Source organism: Pseudomonas sp. FEN (assembly GCF_904067045.1).
Taxonomy (GTDB): domain Bacteria; phylum Pseudomonadota; class Gammaproteobacteria; order Pseudomonadales; family Pseudomonadaceae; genus Aquipseudomonas.
Genome location: NZ_CAJFDC010000001.1, coordinates 89,705 through 108,584 on the forward strand (window position 1 = coordinate 89,705; position 18,880 = coordinate 108,584).

The 18,880-nt window shown below is 62.5% G+C and carries 19 protein-coding genes and 4 tRNA genes; 6 read left to right on the forward strand and 17 right to left on the reverse strand.

Going from position 1 to position 18,880, the window contains the following annotated elements; genetic code table 11:
* Positions 1-346: 346 nt before the first annotated feature.
* The 8 genes from murB to PFEN_RS00465 all read right to left on the reverse strand — a co-directional run bounded on the left by murB (position 347) and on the right by PFEN_RS00465 (position 7,202).
* Positions 347-1,366 carry a UDP-N-acetylmuramate dehydrogenase gene (murB, locus tag PFEN_RS00430; protein ID WP_191485084.1) on the reverse strand — a complete coding sequence of 340 codons (1,020 nt, stop codon included), beginning with the start codon at positions 1,364-1,366 and terminating at the stop codon, positions 347-349.
* Positions 1,363-1,827 (reverse strand): low molecular weight protein-tyrosine-phosphatase, encoded by a 465-nt coding sequence (locus tag PFEN_RS00435; RefSeq protein ID WP_191485085.1) that lies wholly within the window; start codon positions 1,825-1,827, stop codon positions 1,363-1,365. Before PFEN_RS00435 ends, murB begins: the two co-directional genes overlap by 4 nt.
* Positions 1,827-2,591, reverse strand: a complete 765-nt coding sequence (gene kdsB, locus PFEN_RS00440; RefSeq protein WP_191485086.1) for a 3-deoxy-manno-octulosonate cytidylyltransferase — start codon at positions 2,589-2,591, stop codon at positions 1,827-1,829. Before kdsB ends, PFEN_RS00435 begins: the two co-directional genes overlap by 1 nt.
* Entirely contained in the window at positions 2,588-2,773 is a 186-nt protein-coding gene (locus PFEN_RS00445; RefSeq protein ID WP_007931663.1) for a Trm112 family protein, read from the reverse strand. Before PFEN_RS00445 ends, kdsB begins: the two co-directional genes overlap by 4 nt.
* A gap of 25 nt (positions 2,774-2,798) precedes the next feature.
* Positions 2,799-3,809 (reverse strand): tetraacyldisaccharide 4'-kinase, encoded by a 1,011-nt coding sequence (lpxK, locus tag PFEN_RS00450; protein WP_191485087.1) that lies wholly within the window; start codon positions 3,807-3,809, stop codon positions 2,799-2,801.
* A complete protein-coding gene (locus PFEN_RS00455; protein ID WP_191485088.1) occupies positions 3,809-4,237 on the reverse strand; it encodes an ExbD/TolR family protein in 429 nt (142 codons plus the stop codon). Before PFEN_RS00455 ends, lpxK begins: the two co-directional genes overlap by 1 nt.
* On the reverse strand, positions 4,234-4,869 hold the full coding sequence (locus tag PFEN_RS00460; RefSeq protein ID WP_191485089.1) for a MotA/TolQ/ExbB proton channel family protein: 636 nt from the start codon (positions 4,867-4,869) through the stop codon (positions 4,234-4,236). Before PFEN_RS00460 ends, PFEN_RS00455 begins: the two co-directional genes overlap by 4 nt.
* A 116-nt stretch (positions 4,870-4,985) precedes the next feature.
* Positions 4,986-7,202: a DNA internalization-related competence protein ComEC/Rec2 gene (locus PFEN_RS00465; protein WP_191485090.1), complete on the reverse strand. Its 2,217-nt coding sequence runs from the start codon at positions 7,200-7,202 to the stop codon at positions 4,986-4,988.
* 136 nt (positions 7,203-7,338) lie between these two features.
* Between PFEN_RS00465 and PFEN_RS00470 the strand changes: the two genes are divergently transcribed.
* Positions 7,339-7,860 carry a DUF2062 domain-containing protein gene (locus tag PFEN_RS00470; RefSeq protein WP_191485091.1) on the forward strand — a complete coding sequence of 174 codons (522 nt, stop codon included), beginning with the start codon at positions 7,339-7,341 and terminating at the stop codon, positions 7,858-7,860.
* Positions 7,861-7,866: 6 nt separating this feature from the next.
* On the opposite strand, the gene PFEN_RS00475 is transcribed toward PFEN_RS00470, so the two are convergent.
* The 3 genes from PFEN_RS00475 to PFEN_RS00485 all read right to left on the reverse strand — a co-directional run bounded on the left by PFEN_RS00475 (position 7,867) and on the right by PFEN_RS00485 (position 10,332).
* Positions 7,867-8,646, reverse strand: coding sequence for an ABC transporter permease (locus PFEN_RS00475; protein WP_191485092.1), 780 nt, complete (start codon positions 8,644-8,646; stop codon positions 7,867-7,869).
* Positions 8,643-9,575, reverse strand: coding sequence for an ABC transporter ATP-binding protein (locus PFEN_RS00480; RefSeq protein WP_191485093.1), 933 nt, complete (start codon positions 9,573-9,575; stop codon positions 8,643-8,645). Before PFEN_RS00480 ends, PFEN_RS00475 begins: the two co-directional genes overlap by 4 nt.
* Before the next feature lie 133 nt (positions 9,576-9,708).
* Entirely contained in the window at positions 9,709-10,332 is a 624-nt protein-coding gene (locus PFEN_RS00485) for a glutathione S-transferase family protein (RefSeq protein WP_191485094.1), read from the reverse strand.
* A gap of 142 nt (positions 10,333-10,474) precedes the next feature.
* On the opposite strand from PFEN_RS00485, the gene PFEN_RS00490 reads away from it, so the two are divergent.
* Complete coding sequence (locus PFEN_RS00490) at positions 10,475-12,922, forward strand: acyl-CoA dehydrogenase (protein WP_191485095.1); 2,448 nt, start codon at positions 10,475-10,477, stop codon at positions 12,920-12,922.
* A gap of 90 nt (positions 12,923-13,012) precedes the next feature.
* A complete protein-coding gene (locus tag PFEN_RS00495) occupies positions 13,013-13,420 on the forward strand; it encodes a PA2817 family protein (protein ID WP_191485096.1) in 408 nt (135 codons plus the stop codon).
* 90 nt (positions 13,421-13,510) lie between these two features.
* On the opposite strand, the gene PFEN_RS00500 is transcribed toward PFEN_RS00495, so the two are convergent.
* Positions 13,511-14,446, reverse strand: a complete 936-nt coding sequence (locus PFEN_RS00500) for a LysR family transcriptional regulator (protein ID WP_191485097.1) — start codon at positions 14,444-14,446, stop codon at positions 13,511-13,513.
* A 113-nt stretch (positions 14,447-14,559) separates the two neighbouring features.
* Between PFEN_RS00500 and PFEN_RS00505 the strand changes: the two genes are divergently transcribed.
* Positions 14,560-15,198 carry a LysE family translocator gene (locus PFEN_RS00505; RefSeq protein WP_191485098.1) on the forward strand — a complete coding sequence of 213 codons (639 nt, stop codon included), beginning with the start codon at positions 14,560-14,562 and terminating at the stop codon, positions 15,196-15,198.
* Positions 15,199-15,261: 63 nt separating this feature from the next.
* On the opposite strand, the gene PFEN_RS00510 is transcribed toward PFEN_RS00505, so the two are convergent.
* From PFEN_RS00510 to PFEN_RS00525, 4 genes are all read right to left on the reverse strand, one after another.
* Positions 15,262-15,337: transfer RNA gene (locus PFEN_RS00510), tRNA-Gly, on the reverse strand.
* A 3-nt stretch (positions 15,338-15,340) separates the two neighbouring features.
* A tRNA-Glu gene (locus PFEN_RS00515) sits at positions 15,341-15,416 on the reverse strand.
* 105 nt (positions 15,417-15,521) lie between these two features.
* Positions 15,522-15,597: transfer RNA gene (locus tag PFEN_RS00520), tRNA-Gly, on the reverse strand.
* A gap of 2 nt (positions 15,598-15,599) precedes the next feature.
* A tRNA-Glu gene (locus tag PFEN_RS00525) sits at positions 15,600-15,675 on the reverse strand.
* 331 nt (positions 15,676-16,006) lie between these two features.
* On the opposite strand from PFEN_RS00525, the gene PFEN_RS00530 reads away from it, so the two are divergent.
* Positions 16,007-16,777: a hypothetical protein gene (locus PFEN_RS00530; protein WP_191485099.1), complete on the forward strand. Its 771-nt coding sequence runs from the start codon at positions 16,007-16,009 to the stop codon at positions 16,775-16,777.
* Between the two features lie 66 nt (positions 16,778-16,843).
* On the opposite strand, the gene PFEN_RS00535 is transcribed toward PFEN_RS00530, so the two are convergent.
* Entirely contained in the window at positions 16,844-17,188 is a 345-nt protein-coding gene (locus tag PFEN_RS00535) for a YggL family protein (protein WP_191485100.1), read from the reverse strand.
* Between the two features lie 231 nt (positions 17,189-17,419).
* Here PFEN_RS00535 and dacB point away from each other — a divergent pair, with 231 nt between their 5' ends.
* A complete protein-coding gene (gene dacB, locus PFEN_RS00540; protein WP_191485101.1) occupies positions 17,420-18,874 on the forward strand; it encodes a D-alanyl-D-alanine carboxypeptidase/D-alanyl-D-alanine-endopeptidase in 1,455 nt (484 codons plus the stop codon).
* Positions 18,875-18,880: the final 6 nt, after the last annotated feature.

Genomic DNA, 18,880 nt, shown 5'->3' on the forward strand with positions numbered 1-18,880 from the left:
GTTCAAGGTTATGGGGTCGAGCCATCCGTCATTGAGTGCCACGGTTCGACACGGGGCGGATCGACTCAGGCTAATAGGCTCTCTCATGAAGCGAACGCTTCATCGGGCCTTTCTTGGAATTTGTTTTTACGCCGTTGGCCGGCGCTGGAAAAGCCGTATTCGGAAAAATCCGTGTGTACGCTGGAGTGCTCTGAATCGGGCTTGTCCGTGATAACGGCGCTGAGCGCCGCATCGCCATCGGCGGCAAACCAGCGCCTGCAAGGTTTCACTGACGACGATAGAGGGCGGCGAAACACCGAGCAATGGCGATAGTGAATGTGGCAGCGCTATCGCCAAGAGCATAGCTTCAGTAGAGGTTCGGCTCCATTTCCAGCTCAACGCAAAAGCGTTGCAAAATGTCAGCCTGGATCCGCCGCGCCAACGCCAGCAATTGCCCGCCGCTCGCCGCGCCGTAGTTGACCAGCACCAGCGACTGCAAGCGATGCACCCCTGCGTCCCCGTCGCGAAAGCCCTTCCAGCCCGCCGCCTCGATCAGCCAGCCCGCCGCCAGCTTCACTTGCCCGTCAGGCTGTGGATAACTCACCAGGCCGGGATGAGCCAGCTTCAATTCACCAGCCAGGGCAGCCGACACCAGCGGGTTCTTGAAGAAACTCCCGGCATTGCCCAGCACCGCCGGATCGGGCAGCTTTTCACTGCGAATACTGCAAATGGCCCGGCTGACATCGCGGGCGCTGGGTTGGCTGACGCCCTGCTCGGTCAGGCGCTGGGCCACCGGGCCATAACCCAGGTGCAGGTGCTCGACACGACTCAAGGCAAAGCGCACCCGCAGGATCAGCCAACGCCCGGCGGCGTGCTTGAACAGGCTGTCGCGATAGCCGAACCGGCACTCTTCCAGGGAAAACTCGCGCAGCTCGCCGCTCTCACGATCCAGCGCGGTCAGTCCGGCGAACACGTCCTTGATCTCGACCCCGTAGGCACCGATGTTTTGCATCGGCGCCGCGCCCACGGTGCCGGGAATCAGGCTGAGGTTTTCCAGGCCGCTCCAGCCCTGGGCCAGGGTCGACAGCACAAAAGGATGCCAGGGCTCGCCGGCCTCGGCTTCGATCACGACATTGACACCGTCATCGCTCACCAACCGTATGCCCCGGGTGCCCATGCGCAACACCAGCGCCGGGATTTCCGCCGTCAACAGCAGGTTGCTGCCGCCCCCGATCACCAGCAACGGCAGTTGCTGGCGCGCCGCATAGGCCAGGGCCTCACGGACATCGGCATCGCTGTGGGCCTCGGCGAACCACTGCGCGCGGACATCGACGCCGAAGCTGTTATAGGGTTTGAGGGAGACCCCGGCTTGCAGTTGCAGGGTCATAGACGCCCCTTGAGTTCGATCACCAGCCGATCACTGGCCTGTTCGATCAGGTCCAGCACCTGCTCGAAACCCTGTTCTTCGTCGTAATACGGATCCGGCACTTCCTCCACCGCGCCGTCATAACGGCGCAGGAACAGGTCCAGTTCAGCCTTGCCCCGGGCTGGTTGCAGCAACTTGAGGTTACGCAGGTTGCTCTGATCCATGGCCAGGATCAGGTCGTAACGGTTGAAATCCGCCGCGCCGACCTGCCGCGCGCGCTGGGCCGACAGGTCATAACCCCGGATCCGCGCCGCCCGCTGGCTACGGCTGTCCGGCGGCTTGCCGACATGCCAGGGGCCGGTGCCGGCGGAGGCCACTTCGATCCGCTCGGCCAATCCGGCCTCGCGCAACTTGTGCCGCAGCACACCTTCGGCCGTGGGCGAACGACAGATATTGCCCAGGCAGACAAACAGAACCCGCATCAGGCCTCCAGCAAACGACGAACGCGATCGAGGTCTTCAGCCGTATCGACGCCGCCAGGTGGCGCCTCCAGGGCATCGGCGACGTGGATCCGCACGCCGTGCCACAGCGCCCGCAATTGCTCCAGGCGTTCGGTGGTTTCCAGCCAGCACGGGCCCCAACCGACGAAGTCATGCAGGAAGCCGGCACGATAGGCGTAGATGCCGATATGGCGGCGGAACGGCACGCCTTGCGGCATCTGCTCACGACTGATGGCAAAGTCATCCCGAGCCCAGGGCAGGGTCGCGCGGCTGAAGGTCAGGGCCAGACCGTTGATATCGCTGACCACCTTGACCACATTCGGATTGAACAGGGTTTCCAGGTCATGGATCGGCTCGGCCAGGGTCGCCATGCGCGCTTCGCCATGGGCCGCGAGGTTGGCCGCGACCTGATCGATCAGCAGCGGCGGAATCAGCGGCTCGTCGCCCTGGACGTTGACAACGATGGCATCCGCCGTCAGGCCCAGCAAGGTGGCAACTTCGGCCAAGCGATCGGTGCCGGACTCATGATCCTCGCGGGTCAGCAACACTTCGGCGCCAAAAGCCCGGCAGGCCTCGACGATGCGTGCATCGTCGGTGGCCACCAGCACCCGCTCGGCGCTACTTTTGCACGCCTGCTCCCAGGTGTGCTGGATCATCGGCTTGCCGGCAATCAATTGCAGCGGCTTGGCCGGCAGGCGGGTGGAGGAAAAGCGCGCCGGAATGACGACGACGAACGGGGTGGTCATTTGTCCAGGCGCTCATCGGTGCTCAGGGTACGGGCTTCGCTTTCCAGCATCACCGGGATGCCATCGCGGATCGGATAGGCCAGGCCGGCGCCCTTGCTGATCAGCTCGGTCTTGTCGGCGCTGAGTTTGAGGGGCCCCTTGCAGATCGGGCAGGCGAGGATGTCGAGCAGTTTGGTGTCCATGAAGGTTCCCTGGATAAAAACGGGTTTAGGGCAAGAGACGGTCGGGCAACAGACGCAGCAGCTGGGTGTCGAACCAGGCCACGAAGGCCTCGGACGGCGACGCATCCACCGCCAGGTACCACCAGTCCGGCGCCGCGAAGGCCCGGCATTTCACCGCATCCTTTTCGGTCATCACCAGCGGCAGCACCGGTTCGAAACTCAAGGCCCCGGCGCTGTACTCGGCATGGTCGGCAAAGGCATGGGGCACAGGCTGCCAGTGTAGCGTTTCAAGGGTGTCGAAGAAACGTTGCGGGTTACCGATGCCGGCGACCGCGTGTAGCACCTGCCCGGGTGGAAAGTGATCGACCGGCTGGCGTTCGCCGCTCAGCAGGTTGACCAGGGCCGTCGGCCGCAGGCGAAAGGCAAAGCCGTTGTCACGGTCCTCGTGGGCGCCGTTGTAGAGCACGCCATCGACGCTTTGCAGGCGTTCGACCGGTTCGCGCAGAGGCCCGGCGGGCAAACAGCGGCCATTGCCCAGGCCGCGGGCAGCGTCGATCAGCACCAGTTCCAGATCCCGGGCCAGGCGGTAGTGCTGCAGGCCATCGTCGGAGAGGATCAGGTCGAGTTTTTCCGTTGCCAGCAAGGCCTGGACCGCGCGACTGCGGTCCGGATCGATCATCAGTGGTACACCGCTGCGCCGGACGATCAACAACGGCTCGTCACCGGCCAGCGCCGCCGCCTGGTCGGGCTGCACCCGCCAGGGCAATTGCGGCGGCTTGGCGCCGTAGCCGCGACTGACCACGCCGACCCGCAGGCCGCGTCGCCGGCAATGCTCGATCAGCCAGAGAATCATGGGGGTCTTGCCGGTGCCGCCGACGGTGATATTGCCCACCACGATCAATGGCACCGGCGGCTGGTAGATCGGCCCCTGGCCCGCGACGAAGCGCGCGCGCTTGCCGTCGACCACCCGGCGATACAGCCACTCCAGCGGACGCAGCAGGGTCAGCGCCGGATGACCGTCGTACCAGGCGGCGAGCAGACGCTCGGAAAAACTCATCAGGGTGCCGGCGCCGCTTCGACAGTGGTCATGCGCAGATGGCTGAAGCCCAGCTTGCCGGCGGCATCCATCGCGGTGATCACGGCCTGGTGCTGGGTCTTGCCATCGGCGCTGATCGACAGCGGCAGGCTGGTATCGCCGCCGGACTCTTTCTGCACCGCTTCCATCAGGCTGGCCAGGTCATTGCTCGGCAGGCGCTGATTGTTCACCGTGTAGACGCCATCGGCGCTGATGGCGATATCCAACTGCTTGGGAATATGGTCTTCGGCCGGCGAACCGCTGACCGCCTGCGGCAGGTCGACCCGCAACTCGGTCTGGCGGGTAAAGGTGGTGGTGGTGACGAAAAACAGCAGCAGGACGAACACCACGTCGATCAACGACGTCACGTTGATATCCACGGGCTCCAGGGGCTTGCGGCGGAATTTCACGCTTTACCCTCTGGCATGTCGACGTCGCGATCGCCCTGCACCACCTCGACCAGCTTGATCGCTTCCTGCTCCATGCCCACCACCAGCTCATCGACCCGACGCAACAGGAAACGATGGAAGAACACCGCCGGAATCCCGACCATCAGACCCGAAGCCGTAGTGACCAGCGCCTTGGAGATCCCGCCGGCGAGCACCGTGGCATTGGTGGTCATGCCCGTGCTCATGAACGAACTGAAGATGTCGATCATGCCCAGCACCGTGCCCAGCAGCCCGAGCAAGGGCGACATGGCGGCGATGGTGCCGAGGGCGCTGAGGTAGCGCTCCAGTTCGTGGATGACCCGGGCGGCGGCTTCCTGAATACACTCCTTCATGATCTCGCGACCATGCTTGGAGTTCGCCAGGCCCGCGGCGAGGATCTCGCCCAGGGGGGAATCGGCGCGCAGCTGCTTGAGTTTTTCCTTGTCCAGTTGCTTGTCCCTGATCCAGAGCCAGACCTGCCCGAGCAGATGTTCCGGGGTCACGCGGCTGGTCCGCAGCGTCCACAGGCGCTCGGCGACGATGCCCGTTGCGGCGATGGAACTCAAAATGATCGGCAGCATCATCCAGCCGCCGGACTTGACCAATTCCCACACAGTGACAGTCCCCTCGAAAAAGTGCGCCACTCTAACATAGGGGTTGCGCGGGTCGAAGATCGTGATGTCGCAACCCGCAGCACTTTAATAACCCTGGGTTATTGAAAAATCCCAAGCTATTGCCGCCAGAAACGCCGCTCGGCTTGCAGGGCCCGCGGTTCGTCGAAACGTCCCAGCAGCAGGCGCAGCGCGCCCTGTTCCGCGCTGTCGAAGATCGCCATGTCCAAGGCTTTGTAACGTGCAATGACCTGCGGGTGCGGATGCCCGAAGGCATTGCCGCGCCCACGGGAAATCAGCACGCCACGGGGAGCCAGACGTTGCAGGAAGACCCGCGACGACGAGCTGCGGCTACCGTGATGGGGCGACTGCAGCCAGTCGCTGGCCATCGCCAGCGGGCTATCGAGGAAGGCCTGCTCGGCCTCGACATCGATATCGCCGGTCAGCAGCAGACGCTCGCCATTGGCCTCGATCCGCAGGACGCAAGAGGACTGATTGCTGTCCCGGGCCTGGGGCCAGCGCCACAGGGCAAAACGCACCCCATCCCACTGCCAGTGCCGGCCACTGACACAGGGTTGGGCCCGCAACGCCGTGGGCAAGCCCTCGACATCGCCGCCGAGCACCTCGCCCACCGGCAAGCCGCGCCGCACGGCCAGCGCCCCACCGGCATGATCGGCGTCGGCATGGCTGAGCAGCAGCGTATCGAGTCGCCGCACGCCCAGCTTGCGCAAGGATGGCAGCACCACCCGCTCGCCCTGATCGAACTCGCCAAAGCGCGGTCCGGCGTCGTACAACAGACTGTGCCGATGGGTACGCACGAGAATCGCCAGGCCCTGGCCGACATCCAGTTGCCAGACCTCGGCCTCGCCCGGCGCCACCTGTGCTGACGGCGCGAACAGTGCAAACAGCGCCAGCGGCCAGCCCAAGGGGCGCAGGGGGATACCGGCGGGCAGCAACAACAGCAGGACACCCAGGGCACTCAATGCCCAAGCCCATAAAGGAACGGCCGCCGGTACCCAGGCCGGCACTTGCGCGGCCAGCCATTCGAGACCTTGAAACAAGTAACCCAGCAGGCCGCCGGCCAACCACAGCAGCGCCTCTCCCAGCCAGGGCAGCGGCAACAGTAGTGTGCCGAGCAAGGCCAAGGGCAATACCAGCAGGCTGATCAGCGGAACGGCGACCCAGTTGGCCAGCGGCGCACTGAGACTGATCGGCAGGCCCAGGACCAGCAACCCGGGAAACAATCCGCAGGCGATCACCCATTGCGCACGGCTCCAGGTCTGCCAGAGGCTCCAGGCGCCCAGGCGAGCGCTGAACGTGAAGATCAGCACCGCCACGGCGGCAAAGGACAACCAGAGCCCCGCTTGCAGACTCGCCAGCGGGTCGGATAGCAGCACCAAGTCCAGGGCCGCCAACAACGGCAACATGGCCCCCAGGTGGCGATAACGCAGGCGCCACAGCAGCACCATGGCGAGCATCACACAGGCCCTGCGCACCGGTACGCCAAAACCGGCCAGCAGCGCGTAACCCAGCGCCGCCGCAAACGCCAGGCCACAGGCCCAGGGCAGCCAGGGCAACCGGCCCGGCCACAGGCCATAACGCGCCAACGCCACGATCAGGGCATAGACCAGCCCGGCGAACAAGCCGATGTGCTGGCCGGAGATCACCAGCAGATGCAGTGTCCCGGTGTCCTGCAGCACCCGCCAGGTCTGCGCCGACAGCCCCGAACCATCACCGAGGACCAGCGCCACCAGGGTTGCCGAGTGCCCTTGGGCATCGACTTGCAGCAAGCGACGCCTGAGCGCATCGCGCCAGGCAGCGCTGGCCGGCGCCAGCAACTGCCCGTCCTTGATCGTGCCGGTGGCGCCAATACCTCGGGCCAGCAACCAGGCTTCATAATCGAATCCAGCGGGATTGAGCAAGCCCTGGCCGCGCTTGAGCTTGACCGCCAGGCGCCAGCGCTCGCCGCTGCGCAGATCCGGCCCGCCGAACCAGGACAAGCGCAGACGTGCCGGCAGCCGTGCGCGGCGCGAGGTCGCGCCCTCCAGCTCGAAGCGCAGCACCCGTTCGTCACGTTGTGGCAACCCGGCCACCCGACCTTCCACCCACAGCGTCTGACCGTCCAGCCACGGCGCCAGCCGATCGTCCAGCGCCCGTTGCGCCTGGAAACAGGCCCAACTGAAGCCGAACAGAAACAAGGCCAGCGGATAAGTGCGGAACGGCAACAACATCAGCCCGATCACCGGCAGCAGCACCAGCAACCAGCCGGGTGGCAGCTGCGGCAAGAAACGCAAGGTCACAAGCCCCGCCGCCAGCGCCAACATCCCTGTACGCATAAAGCCCTCCTTGAGCCCGTTCAGCTCTTGGAATAGCCGGGGCCCGCGGACGGTGCTTTATTTATTGTCACAAAGTCTGAATCGGCTGCCCGTAGAATCCGGGCATACTGCCCGCCTGAACTGCCCGAGAAGCCTTATGCCGCGTCGCTTATTCAAACGCTACATGCCGGACCCGACCCGCATCAGGGAACACAAACACTTACGCTTTTTCGGTCCCCTGCTCCACGATCCGAACCTCTGGCACCTCAATCGGCACTCAGTGGCGCGGACCATGGCGGTGGGCTTGTTCGCGGCCTTGATGCCAATGCCCCTGCAAATGCTGCTGGCGGCATTCCTGGCGATTCTCGTGCGCGGCAATCTGCCGATTGCCGTCAGCCTGGTGTGGCTGACCAACCCGCTGACAATTCCGCCGATTTTCTATAGTGCCTACCAGCTCGGGGCCTGGTTGCTGCACGTGCCACCCCGCAGCCTGCCGGACGAACTGAGCTGGGAATGGATCAGCGGACAGCTGTCGACGCTCTGGCAACCGCTGTTGCTGGGTTCGCTGGTATTGGGAGTGGCGCTGGGCGCCTTGGGCTATTACCTGACCATGAGCTACTGGCGCTGGTGGGTGACCCGGCAGTGGAAACGGCGCCAGGAACAGCGCCGTCGTCCATGAAAGCGCTTACTGGCGCATACCGCGACCGCTGACCAGCAGCCGCGCGCAACCGATGTACAGCACCACCGTGGCAACGATCATGAAGGTGATGGCCACGCTGATACGGATGTCCGACACCCCGAGAATGCCGTAGCGGAAGGCGTTGACCATGTGCAGCACCGGGTTGGCCAGCGATACGGTCTGCCAGAACGGTGGCAGCAGGGTAATCGAATAGAACACCCCACCGAGGTAGGTCAGCGGAGTCAGCACAAAGGTCGGGATAATCGAGATATCATCGAAGTTGCGTGCAAATACCGCGTTGATGAACCCCAGCAGCGAGAAGATCGTCGCCGTCAGTATCACCACCAGCAGGGTCACGCCCAGGTGATGGACCTGCAAGTGGGTGAAGAACAGCGAGAGCAGGGTCACGATGATCCCCACCATCAACCCGCGCAGGACGCCGCCCAGGGTGTAGCCGATCAGGATGGTATGCGGCGAGACCGGCGACACCATCAGCTCTTCGATGGAACGCTGGAACTTGCTGCCGAAGAAACTCGACACCACGTTGCCATAGGAGTTGGTGATCACCGACATCATGATCAGGCCCGGAACGATGTACTCCATGTAGGTGAAACCGCCCATGCCGCCGATCTGCCGGCCGATCAGGTTACCGAAGATCACGAAGTACAGGACCATGGTGATGGCCGGCGGCAGCAAGGTCTGCGGCCAGATCCGGGTAAACCGCCGGACCTCGCGGTAGACGATGGTATTGAGGGCGACCAGGTTGGGTTGCAGTTCCGAACTCATACCGCCACCTTCGACAGGTTTTTTTCCACCAGGGACACGAACAGTTCCTCCAGGCGATTGGTTTTGTTGCGCAGACTCTGGACTTCGATCTGCTGCGTGGCCAGTTGCGCGAACAGCGCCGTGATCCCCACCGCCTTGTCGACCTGCACTTCCAGCGTGCGGCTATCCAGCAGCTTGCTCGGATAGCCGATCAACTGCGGTGCCTGGTACAGATCGTTCTTCAGGTCCAGAAGGAAGGTCTCCACATGCAGTTGGCTGAGCAACTGGCGCATGCTGGTGTTCTCGACGATGGTGCCGTGATCGATGATGCCGATATTGCGGCACAACTGCTCAGCCTCCTCCAGGTAGTGGGTGGTGAGGATGATCGTGATGCCTTTCTGGTTCAGTTCGGTGAGAAAGGTCCACATCGAACGACGCAGTTCGATATCGACCCCCGCGGTCGGCTCGTCGAGGATCAGCAGGCGTGGCTCATGCACCAGCGCCCGGGCAATCATCAGACGCCGCTTCATGCCGCCGGACAACGACCGCGATGGCACGTCGCGCTTGTCCCACAGGCCCAGCTGGGTCAGGTACTGCTCGGCGCGTTCCTTGGCGATTTTCGCCGGAATGCCGTAGTAGCCGGCCTGGGTCACGACGATATCGAAGGTCTTCTCGAACTGGTTGAAGTTGAACTCCTGCGGCACCACGCCAATGCAGCGCTTGAGCGCGGCGGGCTCGCGATCCAGATCGTGGCCGAAGACCTGCACCGTGCCGCTGGTCTTGTTCACCAGGGTCGAGAGAATGCCGATGGTGGTGGATTTGCCGGCACCGTTGGGGCCGAGCAAGGCGAAGAAATCACCTTCGGCGACATCCAGATCGATACCACTCAGGGCCTGGAAACCGTTGCCGTAGGTTTTGGTTAGCTGCCGGATGGACAGAGCGGAACTCATATCGGATTCATGCACCAAGAAGGGAGGAAAGAGCTAAATAAGGGCACGCCGTTTTGAACACAACGGCGGCGAACCGGGTTCATGTTGCTTGGGCTCGCCGCACAAGTACAGCAACCAGCGTTAATAGTGGCTATTAAGTCAACGCGGTCATCACCGCACGCTGGTAGGCCGGCCGCTGTTTCAGGCGCTCGTACCAGGCACTCAAATGGGGCATCGGCGGACGTTCGATGGGCATTTCGAACCAGGCATAGATGAAGCTGCCCAGGGGAATATCGCCCATGCCGATCTCGTCACCCGACAGGTAGGGTTTTTCCGCCAGCGCCGCATCGACCATCAGCAACAGCTCGACACAAGTATTCCGCGAAGCGTTGATCAGCGCCCAATCCCGTTGCTCGGCGGGCGTGCGCAACACGCCCCAGAAAACATCGCGAAACGGTATCGCCAAGGACGACGTGGTCCAGTCCATCCACTTGTCGGCGTTGGCCCGCACCTGCGGATCGCTGGGATACCAGTTGGAGCCGGGCGCATGCTTGGCGGTCAGGTAACGCACGATGGCGTTCGACTCCCAGAGGATGAAATCGCCGTCCTCGATCATCGGCACCCGTTTGTTAGGGTTTTTCGCACGAAACTCAGGAGTATCGACTACGCCAAACGCTCCCCCGGCATTCACGGACTCGTAAGGCAGGCCAAGCTCCTCGGCACACCATAAGGCTTTTCTGACGTTCGTCGAATTCTTCCTACCCCAGATTTTCAGCATGGCAGCCTCTCCATGGATAAATGTCGAAGCAGTCTACGCCCGAACCGAACCGACTCAAATCCTTGCGCCCGCGCAAGGTACCGGAGCGGATAGCGACTAAGCTCTGGTAGAACTTTGTCTGGGGTTTCACGGAGGATTGAATATGCTGTTGTTGTGGATACTGCTACTGGTGATCGGTATCGCCTGGCTCGCGCATCGCCGCGTCGCCGCGCTTCCCGTACTCGGCATCGTGGCCGTCTACCTCATCGCGATGCGCACCCTGGGCCACGCGCCGGGTAAACCGATGCTGGTGCTGTGGCTGCTGTTGGCGGCCGCCACCGCCACCCTGCTGCTAGCCGATCTGCGGCGCAAGCTGTTCAGCGCCCCGCTGTTCGCCTGGTTCCGCAAAGCGCTGCCGCCGATGTCCGAGACCGAGCGCGACGCCATCGATGCCGGCACCGTCTGGTGGGATGGCGAGCTGTTCAGCGGGCGTCCGGACTGGAGCAAGCTGCTGGCCTATCCCAAGGCCCAACTGAGCGAGGAGGAACAGGCGTTCATCGATGGGCCGACCGAAGAACTCTGCGCCATGGTCAGCGACTGGCGGATCGGCCAGGCCATGGATCTGCCGCCCGAGGCCTGGGCACACATCAAGCAGCACGGTTTCTTTGCCCTGATCATTCCCAAGGAATTCGGCGGCAAGGGCTTTTCCGCCTATGCCCACTCCCAGGTGGCGATGAAACTGGCCACCCGCAGCGGCGACCTCGCCTCCACGGTGATGGTGCCCAACTCCCTGGGGCCCGCGGAACTGCTGCTGCATTACGGTACCGATGAGCAACGCAATCACTACCTGCCACGCCTGGCCCGGGGCGACGATATTCCGTGCTTTGCCCTGACCGGTCCACTGGCCGGCTCCGATGCCGGCTCCATGCCGGACACCGGGGTCATCTGCAAGGGTCAATGGCAAGGCGAGGAAGTCCTTGGCCTGCGCCTGAACTGGGAAAAACGCTACATCACCCTGGGCCCGGTGGCGACCTTGCTCGGGCTGGCCTTCAAGGCCCATGACCCGGAGCACCTGCTGGGCGACGAGGAAGACCTGGGCATCAGCCTCGCGCTGATTCCCACCGACACCCCGGGGGTCGAGATCGGTCGGCGTCACCTGCCCCTCGGCGCGGCCTTCATGAACGGCCCGAACTCGGGCAAGGACGTGTTCATCCCGCTGTCGTTCCTGATCGGCGGCCAGGACATGCTCGGCAAGGGCTGGATGATGCTGATGAACTGCCTGTCGGTGGGCCGTTCGATCTCGCTGCCGGCGGTCGGCACCGGCGCGGCCAAGTTCACCAGCCTGGTGACCGGCCAGTACAGCCAGGTTCGCGAACAGTTCAACGTACCACTGGCCGCCTTCGAGGGCGTCCAGGAAGCCCTCGCCCGTATCGGCGGCAACGCCTGGCTGATGGACAGTGCGCGGATGCTCACGGCCAATGCCGTGGACCTGGGCGAAAAACCTTCGGTCCTCTCGGCGATTCTCAAGTACCACCTGACCGAACGCGGTCGCGAGTGCATCGCGCACGCCATGGACGTCCATGGTGGCAAGGGCATCATCATGGGCCCGAACAACTACCTGGGGCGCAGTTGGCAAGGCGCGCCGATCTTCATCACCGTGGAAGGCGCGAACATCCTCTCGCGCAACCTGATGATCTTCGGCCAGGGCGCGATTCGCTGCCACCCTTTCGTCCTCAAGGAAATGGCTTTGGCCGCACGCGAGGATCACGATCAGGCGCTGCTGGAGTTCGACAAGCTGCTGCTCGAACATATCGGCTTTGCCATCGGCAATGCCGCCAGCACCCTGGTCCTGAACCTCGGGCTCGGGCATTTCGAAGCCGCGCCGGGCAATCGCCTGAGCCAGGGCTATTTCCGCGCGCTGAACCGCCAGGCGGCGGCGTTCGCCCTGCTGGCGGACCTGTGCATGATGCTGCTGGGCGGCGAACTGAAGCGTCGCGAGCGGCTGTCGGCGCGCCTGGGCGATGTGCTCAGCCATCTGTACCTGGCGTCGGCGGCGCTCAAGCGTTACCACGATCTGGACTCCCCGACGTATTTGGAGCCGCTGCTCAGTTGGGCCATGGAGGAAAGTCTCGGACATTCGGAACGAGCGCTGGACGAGTTACTGAAAAACTTCCCGAACCGCGTGCTCGGCTGCCTGCTGCGGGTGGTGGTATTCCCCTTCGGTCGTCGGCACACCGGCCCTTCCGACGCACTGGATGCCGAAGTGGCCGCCGTGCTCGGTCGGGCCAAGGGCGATCCGGCGCTGGAAGCCGTGCTCGAAGGCTGCTATCGCCCGCTCTCGGCAAGCGATCCGGTCGGCGCCCTGCAACAGGCCCGCGACCTGTTGGGTGCCAGTCATGAGCTGCGGAAAAAGCTGCACACCGCGCTCAAGAGCGGCCAACTCAAGCCACGTGCCGAGGAGTCGGCCATCGATGCCGCCCTGGAAGCCGGCGTACTGCAACCGGCCGAAGCCGAGACCCTGCGCCAGGCCGAGGCGGCCCGGCGCAGGGTCATCGACGTGGATGATTTCAGCAAGACGGAACTGAGCCTTGGCAAAGGCAAGGTTCGCTAGGAAGCGGGCGCCGCTCGGGCAACCTGACACGACAACGGGCGCCGAGAGCCTTATACTCTCGCGCCCGTTTTACCCTTGAGGCCCCCTGTCATGTCCAACGTCGTTGCCGATCACCTGGTCCTGCTCGACCACCTGCGCAGCATCCTGGTTGCCGTCGGCGAAGCCGACCAGGTACCCGAAGAAAGTCACGCGCTGTTCCTTGAGCGTTTCGATGAGCTGCGTGCGCAACTACCGGTCGAGCCGGTCGAAAGCCAGTACCTGGGCCAGGACATGCTGTGCCAGGTCATTCAGCGTTATCCACAAATTGCTCACCTGGTGCCGCGCGACCTGCTGTGGTTCTTTGGCGGTGACTGTCTGCATTACATGCCGGATGAGGAGCTGGAACTGTACCAGGCGCTGGAAGAGCGCCGCTATGAAGCCGAACAGAACGACGAACCGTTCGACTGGAACCAGGAAAAGCAGTTGCTGGCGCTCTCGACCCAGGACAGCAAACACTGATCAAAACTTGCGCTTCAGGCTCGACGCCGCCCTTGTAGGCGCCAGCTTGCTGGCGCCTACAGAGTTCGTTCCGCATGCAGGCTTCCATGTCTACAGCCCCTTGCGCAACGTCGGCTCGCGGGCCAGGCACGCCACCAGGAAGTCGATAAACACCCGCAGCTTCGGCGACAGGTAGGGGGTCGGCGCATGCAGCAGCCAAAGGCCGCCGTGATAGGACGCCAGGAAGGTCCAGGCTGGCAACACCTGGACGATCAATCCCTGTTCCAGGGCATGCCGCGCGGTGAAATACGGCAGGCTGCCGATGCCGATATGCTGTAACACCGCATCCAGCCGCACCCCCGTGTGATTGGCCGCATAGCGCCCGCGCACACCGACGGTCACCGACTTGCTGCCTTGCCGGAACTTCCAGCGCGCGTCATTGGGCGTATCCCCCAGATAGATGCAACTGTGCTCCAGCAGATCATGGGGGTGCCGCGGCGTGCCATGCGCGGCCAGGTACTGCGGAGTCGCGCAGAGCAGATGCTCGATCGGCATCAACTGGCGCCCCACCAGCCCGACCGGCGGATGGTCGGTGATGCGCAGGATCAAGTCGACATTGTCCTCGATCAGGTCCACTGGACGGTCTTCGAGAATCATCTGCACATCCACCCGCGGATAGCACCGCAGAAACTCCGGCATGTGCGGATGCACGACAAAGCGTCCCACCGCCTTCGGCACGCTGACCCGCACCAACCCCTGGGCCTCATGAGTGTACTGACCGCTGATCTCCATCACCGAACGGGCCGCGCTGACCATTTCCCGGCAACGCTTGAAGGTCTCTTCACCACTGTCGCTCAAGCGTAATTTGCGCGTGGTGCGCTGCAGCAGCCGGGTCGCCAGGGCCTTTTCCAAGCGGGAAATCGACCGACTCACCGCTGACGGCGATGAGCCGAGCTGGCGCGCGGCTTCCGAGAAGCTGCCGGACTCGACCACCTTGACGAAAATCGCCATTTCGCCCAGCAACGCCAGGGGCGGATTTATGCTCATGACGCACAGGTCCATTGAGATTTGATCGGATTATCACAGGCTAACAGCCTTTTTATACTGGCAACACCCACTCGATCCGAACCTGAATCCGATCATTGATCCCTGGAACCCGCATGAATTCCCAATACCTGAACGAATTTATCGCCCTGGCGAGCATTCACTTTCTCGCCGTGGTCGCCCCCGGCCCGGATTTCGCCGTGAGCATCCGCCAGAGCGTGCGCTTCGGCCGGCTCATCGGTGTGATCACCGCCCTCGGCATCGGCGCCGGGATCTCGGTACACGTGCTCTACACGCTGCTCGGGGTCGGCGCGCTGATGCACAGCGCGCCCTGGCTGTTGAACGTCGCCAAGCTGATCGGTGGCGGCTATATCCTGTACCTGGGCATCAACCTGCTGCGCAGCAAAGCACAAACGGCGCGCGCGGATTTCGGCCAAGCCGCCGCCGGCCTCCCGCGGCAGAGCATTGCCAAGGCATTCATGATGGGTTTTCTGACCAACGCCACCAACCCCAAGGCCACGTTGTTCTTCCTGGCGATCTTCACCACCGTGGTCAGCGCCTCGACTCCACTGAAAATCCAGGCGCTGTATGGCCTGTGGATGTGTGGCGTGAATGCACTGTGGTTCATCCTGGTCAGCCTGCTGTTTTCCAGCGAACGGGTACGCCAGGCGTTTCTGAAGATGGGCCACTGGTTCGAACGCAGCATGGGCGTAGTGCTGATTCTGTTTGCCGGACGCCTGATGATGTCGCTATAAGAGGCACGACAAATCGCGCGCAAACAAAAACGCCGCTCGATTGAGCGGCGTTTTTGTTAAATATGGAGCGGGAAACGAGACTCGAACTCGCGACCCCGACCTTGGCAAGGTCGTGCTCTACCAACTGAGCTATTCCCGCAAATGGCGTCCCCTAGGGGACTCGAACCCCTGTTACCGCCGTGAAAGGGCGGTGTCCTAGGCCACTAGACGAAGGGGACACGCTAACTGAAACACATGGTGTGTGTTCCAGCGTCCAAATCCGTATCCGAAGATATCGGTTCTGGTTTCACTCAGCCCTGCCCGGAAGCAGTGCTGTTTAAAATTGGAGCGGGAAACGAGACTCGAACTCGCGACCCCGACCTTGGCAAGGTCGTGCTCTACCAACTGAGCTATTCCCGCAATGGCGTCCCCTAGGGGACTCGAACCCCTGTTACCGCCGTGAAAGGGCGGTGTCCTAGGCCACTAGACGAAGGGGACACACTACAACATTCACTCCCTGCCGCGCTTCGCTGTGTGCTTTACGCTGCAAGTGGCGCGCATTCTATGGATGGATCGAAGGGTCGTCAACCCCCAAGGATAAATTTATTTAAATCAATGACTTCGCCACCCTTTCCGGGCCTTTCCCAGGCTTCCTCGCGTCTGGCCCTTGGCGCCTATATTCTGGCGCCCAACAAGACGCTATAGTGACCTTGGGAAATAGTGGCGATGTGCTCTATCCCTGGCGCCGTGCAGCGCGTCGATCAATGCTATCGGCGAAAACGCCAAGCCACTACACTCGTTAGCATTACACCTTGAAGAGGTCTTAACGGTGACACCATTCATGATCACCCTGCTGGTCGCAGCCGGGATCTTTCTCTTGATCGCCATTGGCTTCCTCAATCATATGGCGGAAAACAGCAAATTGGAGAAGGCCCGATTCAAGGTCGAACTCAATGAGCGCCTGCGCCGCTGCGGCGAAATCACCGAGACCTTCCCTGGCCAACTGATGAGCCCGGCCCTCAAGCTGCTGCTGACACGCCTGGAACTCAACGTGACCCAGCGCCTGTTGAACATTGAAAAGACCAACGCCAAGCTCAAGACCCGTGTGGCCGAGCTCACGGGGCTGATCAGTCAGGGGCAGTCGATCCCGGTCAACAACCCGCCAAGCCCGATCCAGACCGAAGCCAAGGCCAAGGATGTGCGTTTCCTCCTCGAAGCCCTGCACAACCAGATCACCCGGGCGGCCCAGGACGGCTTCCTCCCCACCAACGAAGCCAAGCAGTGGATCCGCGAAGTGCGGCATATCCTGGTGTTGCTGCATATCGAGTTCTTCAACAACCTCGGTCAACATGCCCTGCAACAGGAACAACCGGGGCAGGCGCGCCTGGCCTTCGAACGCGGCGTGCAATACCTGCGCAAGCAACCGGAACCGGCGGTGTACAACGAACAGCTGATATTCATGGAGAAGCTGCTGGCCCGGGCCAACTCCATGGTGCTGACCAACATCAAGCCGACCGAGGAAGATGTCAACGCACTGACCCAGGGCCTGAAGGACGTCGAGGCCGACGCCGACTGGAAGAAGAAAGCCATCTACGATTGATGCAATCGCAGGCATAAAAAAACGGACAAGCCAGGCTTGTCCGTTTTTTTATCCGCTGGCAGGAAATCAGGCGACCGGATTGATCGGCTTTTCCGGGTACCAGACGTCCATCAGCGGGCTGACTTCAACGGAAGTCAGTTCACTGCGGGCCTTGAGCCAGGCTTCAACGTTGGCACGTTGTTCAGCGCTGACCGAGCCACGTTTCTGCAGGCAAACCAGACCGTAGTCGTCGCCGCCGACATAGCCCAAACCGTTGGCTTCCATCGCTTCTTTCAGGAATGCGTCGAGGAAAGCGTCGATAGCCTCTTCACTCAGGTCTTCTTTGAAATCCAGGTTCAGCTCGAAACCCAACTCCTGAAATTCATCGACGCACAGCTTTTTGCGCAGACGCTGGGAACGGTTAGTCGCCATGAAACAATCCTCAAAAGTAATAACGGGCGGCACTTTATCAGTTTAAGACTGCAATTGCCCGGTTCCGTGGCGACGCCTGGTCGATCCACGGAAAAAAATCAGGAATAGGCAGTCGCCCCAAGGCCAAAGCCTCCTTACCTTGGGGCATAATGCCGTCAATTTCACGACCATTGAGGGCTTTTTGTCGACATGCCCTCGTATTCCCCCCTCGACGGTAGGGTTCTACTTCATATGATCAAATCTTTACGTCCGCTGCTGCTCACCGGCCTTCTTCTTCCCCTGGCCCTCCCCACCTACGCGGCCCCCGTCAACAATACCCTCCCGCCCAAAGTCCAGAAGGCCCTCAGCGCCAGCAAGCTGCAAAACGATGCGCTGTCCCTGGTGATGCTGCCGCTCGACGGCCCCGGCACCCCCACCGTGGTCAATGGCGACGTGTCGGTGAACCCGGCCTCGACCATGAAACTGATCACCACCTACGCCGCCCTGGAAATGCTCGGCCCCAACCACCAATGGAAAACCGAGTTCTACACCGATGGCACCCTGAGCAACGGCGTCCTGCAAGGCAACCTGTATCTCAAGGGCGGCGGCGACCCGAAGCTGAACATGGAAAAGCTCTGGCTGCTGATGCGTGACCTGCGGGCCAACGGCGTCACCCAGGTCACCGGCGACCTGGTCCTCGACCGCAGCTTCTTCATCCAGCCGCAACTGCCGGAATTCAACGACGATGGCAACGACGAGAACAAACCGTTCCTGGTCAAGCCCGATGCGCTGATGGTCAACCTCAAGGCCCTGCGTTTCGTCGCGCGCAACGATTCGGGCAAGGTGCTGGTGTCGGTGGAACCGCCGATTGCCAGTATCCGCATCGACAACCAGATCAAAGTGCTCAATACCAAGCAGTGCGCCGGCGACGTGCGTTACAACCCGGTGGCCCAGGACGATGGCACGACCGTGGTCACCGTCAGCGGCCAGTTGGCCGAGGGCTGCAGCTCGCAGACCTACCTGTCGCTGCTCGACCACCCGACCTACGCCGCCGGTGCCGTGCGCGCCATCTGGCAGGAGCTGGGGGGCAGCATCCATGGCAAGGATCGCGCCGATGTGGTGCCCAAGAGCGCCAAGCTCCTGGCCCGGGCCTACTCGCCAGACCTGACGGAAATCATCCGCGACATCAACAAATACAGTAACAACACCATGGCCCAGCAACTGTTCTTGAGCCTGGGCGCGCAGTTTCGCAACGATGCCGACGGCGATGACGCCAAGGCGGCGCAACGGGTGGTCCGCCAGTGGCTGGCGAAAAAAGGCATCATCGCGCCGCACCTGGTGATGGAAAACGGCTCCGGCCTGTCCCGCGACGAGCGAGTCAGCGCGCGGGAAATGGCGAGCATGCTGCAATCGGCCTGGAAAAGCCCGTATGCCGCGGAGTTCATCAGTTCGCTGCCGATCGTCGGCACCGACGGCACCATGCGTAAACGCCTGAAGCAGACGGCCATGCGGGGCGAGGCGCATATCAAGACCGGAACCCTGAACACCGTACGCGCCATCGCCGGCTTCAGCCGCGACGATAACGGTACGACCTGGGCGGTGGTGGCGATTCTCAACGACCCCAAGCCTTGGGGCGCTTCATCGGTGCTCGATCAGGTCCTGCTGGACTTGTATCGCCAGCCCAGCGTGGCCGGCTCGGAAGAATAACCCCGG

What these genes read in the sequence shown, in the direction of transcription:
- murB (WP_191485084.1), bottom strand. Translation starts at nt 1,366, where the DNA reads ATGACCCTGCAACTGCAAGCCGGGGTCTCCCTCAAACCCTATAACAGC.
- PFEN_RS00435 (WP_191485085.1), bottom strand. Translation starts at nt 1,827, where the DNA reads ATGCGGGTTCTGTTTGTCTGCCTGGGCAATATCTGTCGTTCGCCCACG.
- kdsB (WP_191485086.1), bottom strand. Translation starts at nt 2,591, where the DNA reads ATGACCACCCCGTTCGTCGTCGTCATTCCGGCGCGCTTTTCCTCCACC.
- PFEN_RS00445 (WP_007931663.1), bottom strand. Translation starts at nt 2,773, where the DNA reads ATGGACACCAAACTGCTCGACATCCTCGCCTGCCCGATCTGCAAGGGG.
- lpxK (WP_191485087.1), bottom strand. Translation starts at nt 3,809, where the DNA reads ATGAGTTTTTCCGAGCGTCTGCTCGCCGCCTGGTACGACGGTCATCCG.
- PFEN_RS00465 (WP_191485090.1), bottom strand. Translation starts at nt 7,202, where the DNA reads ATGCGTACAGGGATGTTGGCGCTGGCGGCGGGGCTTGTGACCTTGCGT.
- PFEN_RS00470 (WP_191485091.1), top strand. Translation starts at nt 7,339, where the DNA reads ATGCCGCGTCGCTTATTCAAACGCTACATGCCGGACCCGACCCGCATC.
- PFEN_RS00475 (WP_191485092.1), bottom strand. Translation starts at nt 8,646, where the DNA reads ATGAGTTCGGAACTGCAACCCAACCTGGTCGCCCTCAATACCATCGTC.
- PFEN_RS00480 (WP_191485093.1), bottom strand. Translation starts at nt 9,575, where the DNA reads ATGAGTTCCGCTCTGTCCATCCGGCAGCTAACCAAAACCTACGGCAAC.
- PFEN_RS00485 (WP_191485094.1), bottom strand. Translation starts at nt 10,332, where the DNA reads ATGCTGAAAATCTGGGGTAGGAAGAATTCGACGAACGTCAGAAAAGCC.
- PFEN_RS00490 (WP_191485095.1), top strand. Translation starts at nt 10,475, where the DNA reads ATGCTGTTGTTGTGGATACTGCTACTGGTGATCGGTATCGCCTGGCTC.
- PFEN_RS00495 (WP_191485096.1), top strand. Translation starts at nt 13,013, where the DNA reads ATGTCCAACGTCGTTGCCGATCACCTGGTCCTGCTCGACCACCTGCGC.
- PFEN_RS00500 (WP_191485097.1), bottom strand. Translation starts at nt 14,446, where the DNA reads ATGAGCATAAATCCGCCCCTGGCGTTGCTGGGCGAAATGGCGATTTTC.
- PFEN_RS00505 (WP_191485098.1), top strand. Translation starts at nt 14,560, where the DNA reads ATGAATTCCCAATACCTGAACGAATTTATCGCCCTGGCGAGCATTCAC.
- PFEN_RS00535 (WP_191485100.1), bottom strand. Translation starts at nt 17,188, where the DNA reads ATGGCGACTAACCGTTCCCAGCGTCTGCGCAAAAAGCTGTGCGTCGAT.
- dacB (WP_191485101.1), top strand. Translation starts at nt 17,420, where the DNA reads ATGATCAAATCTTTACGTCCGCTGCTGCTCACCGGCCTTCTTCTTCCC.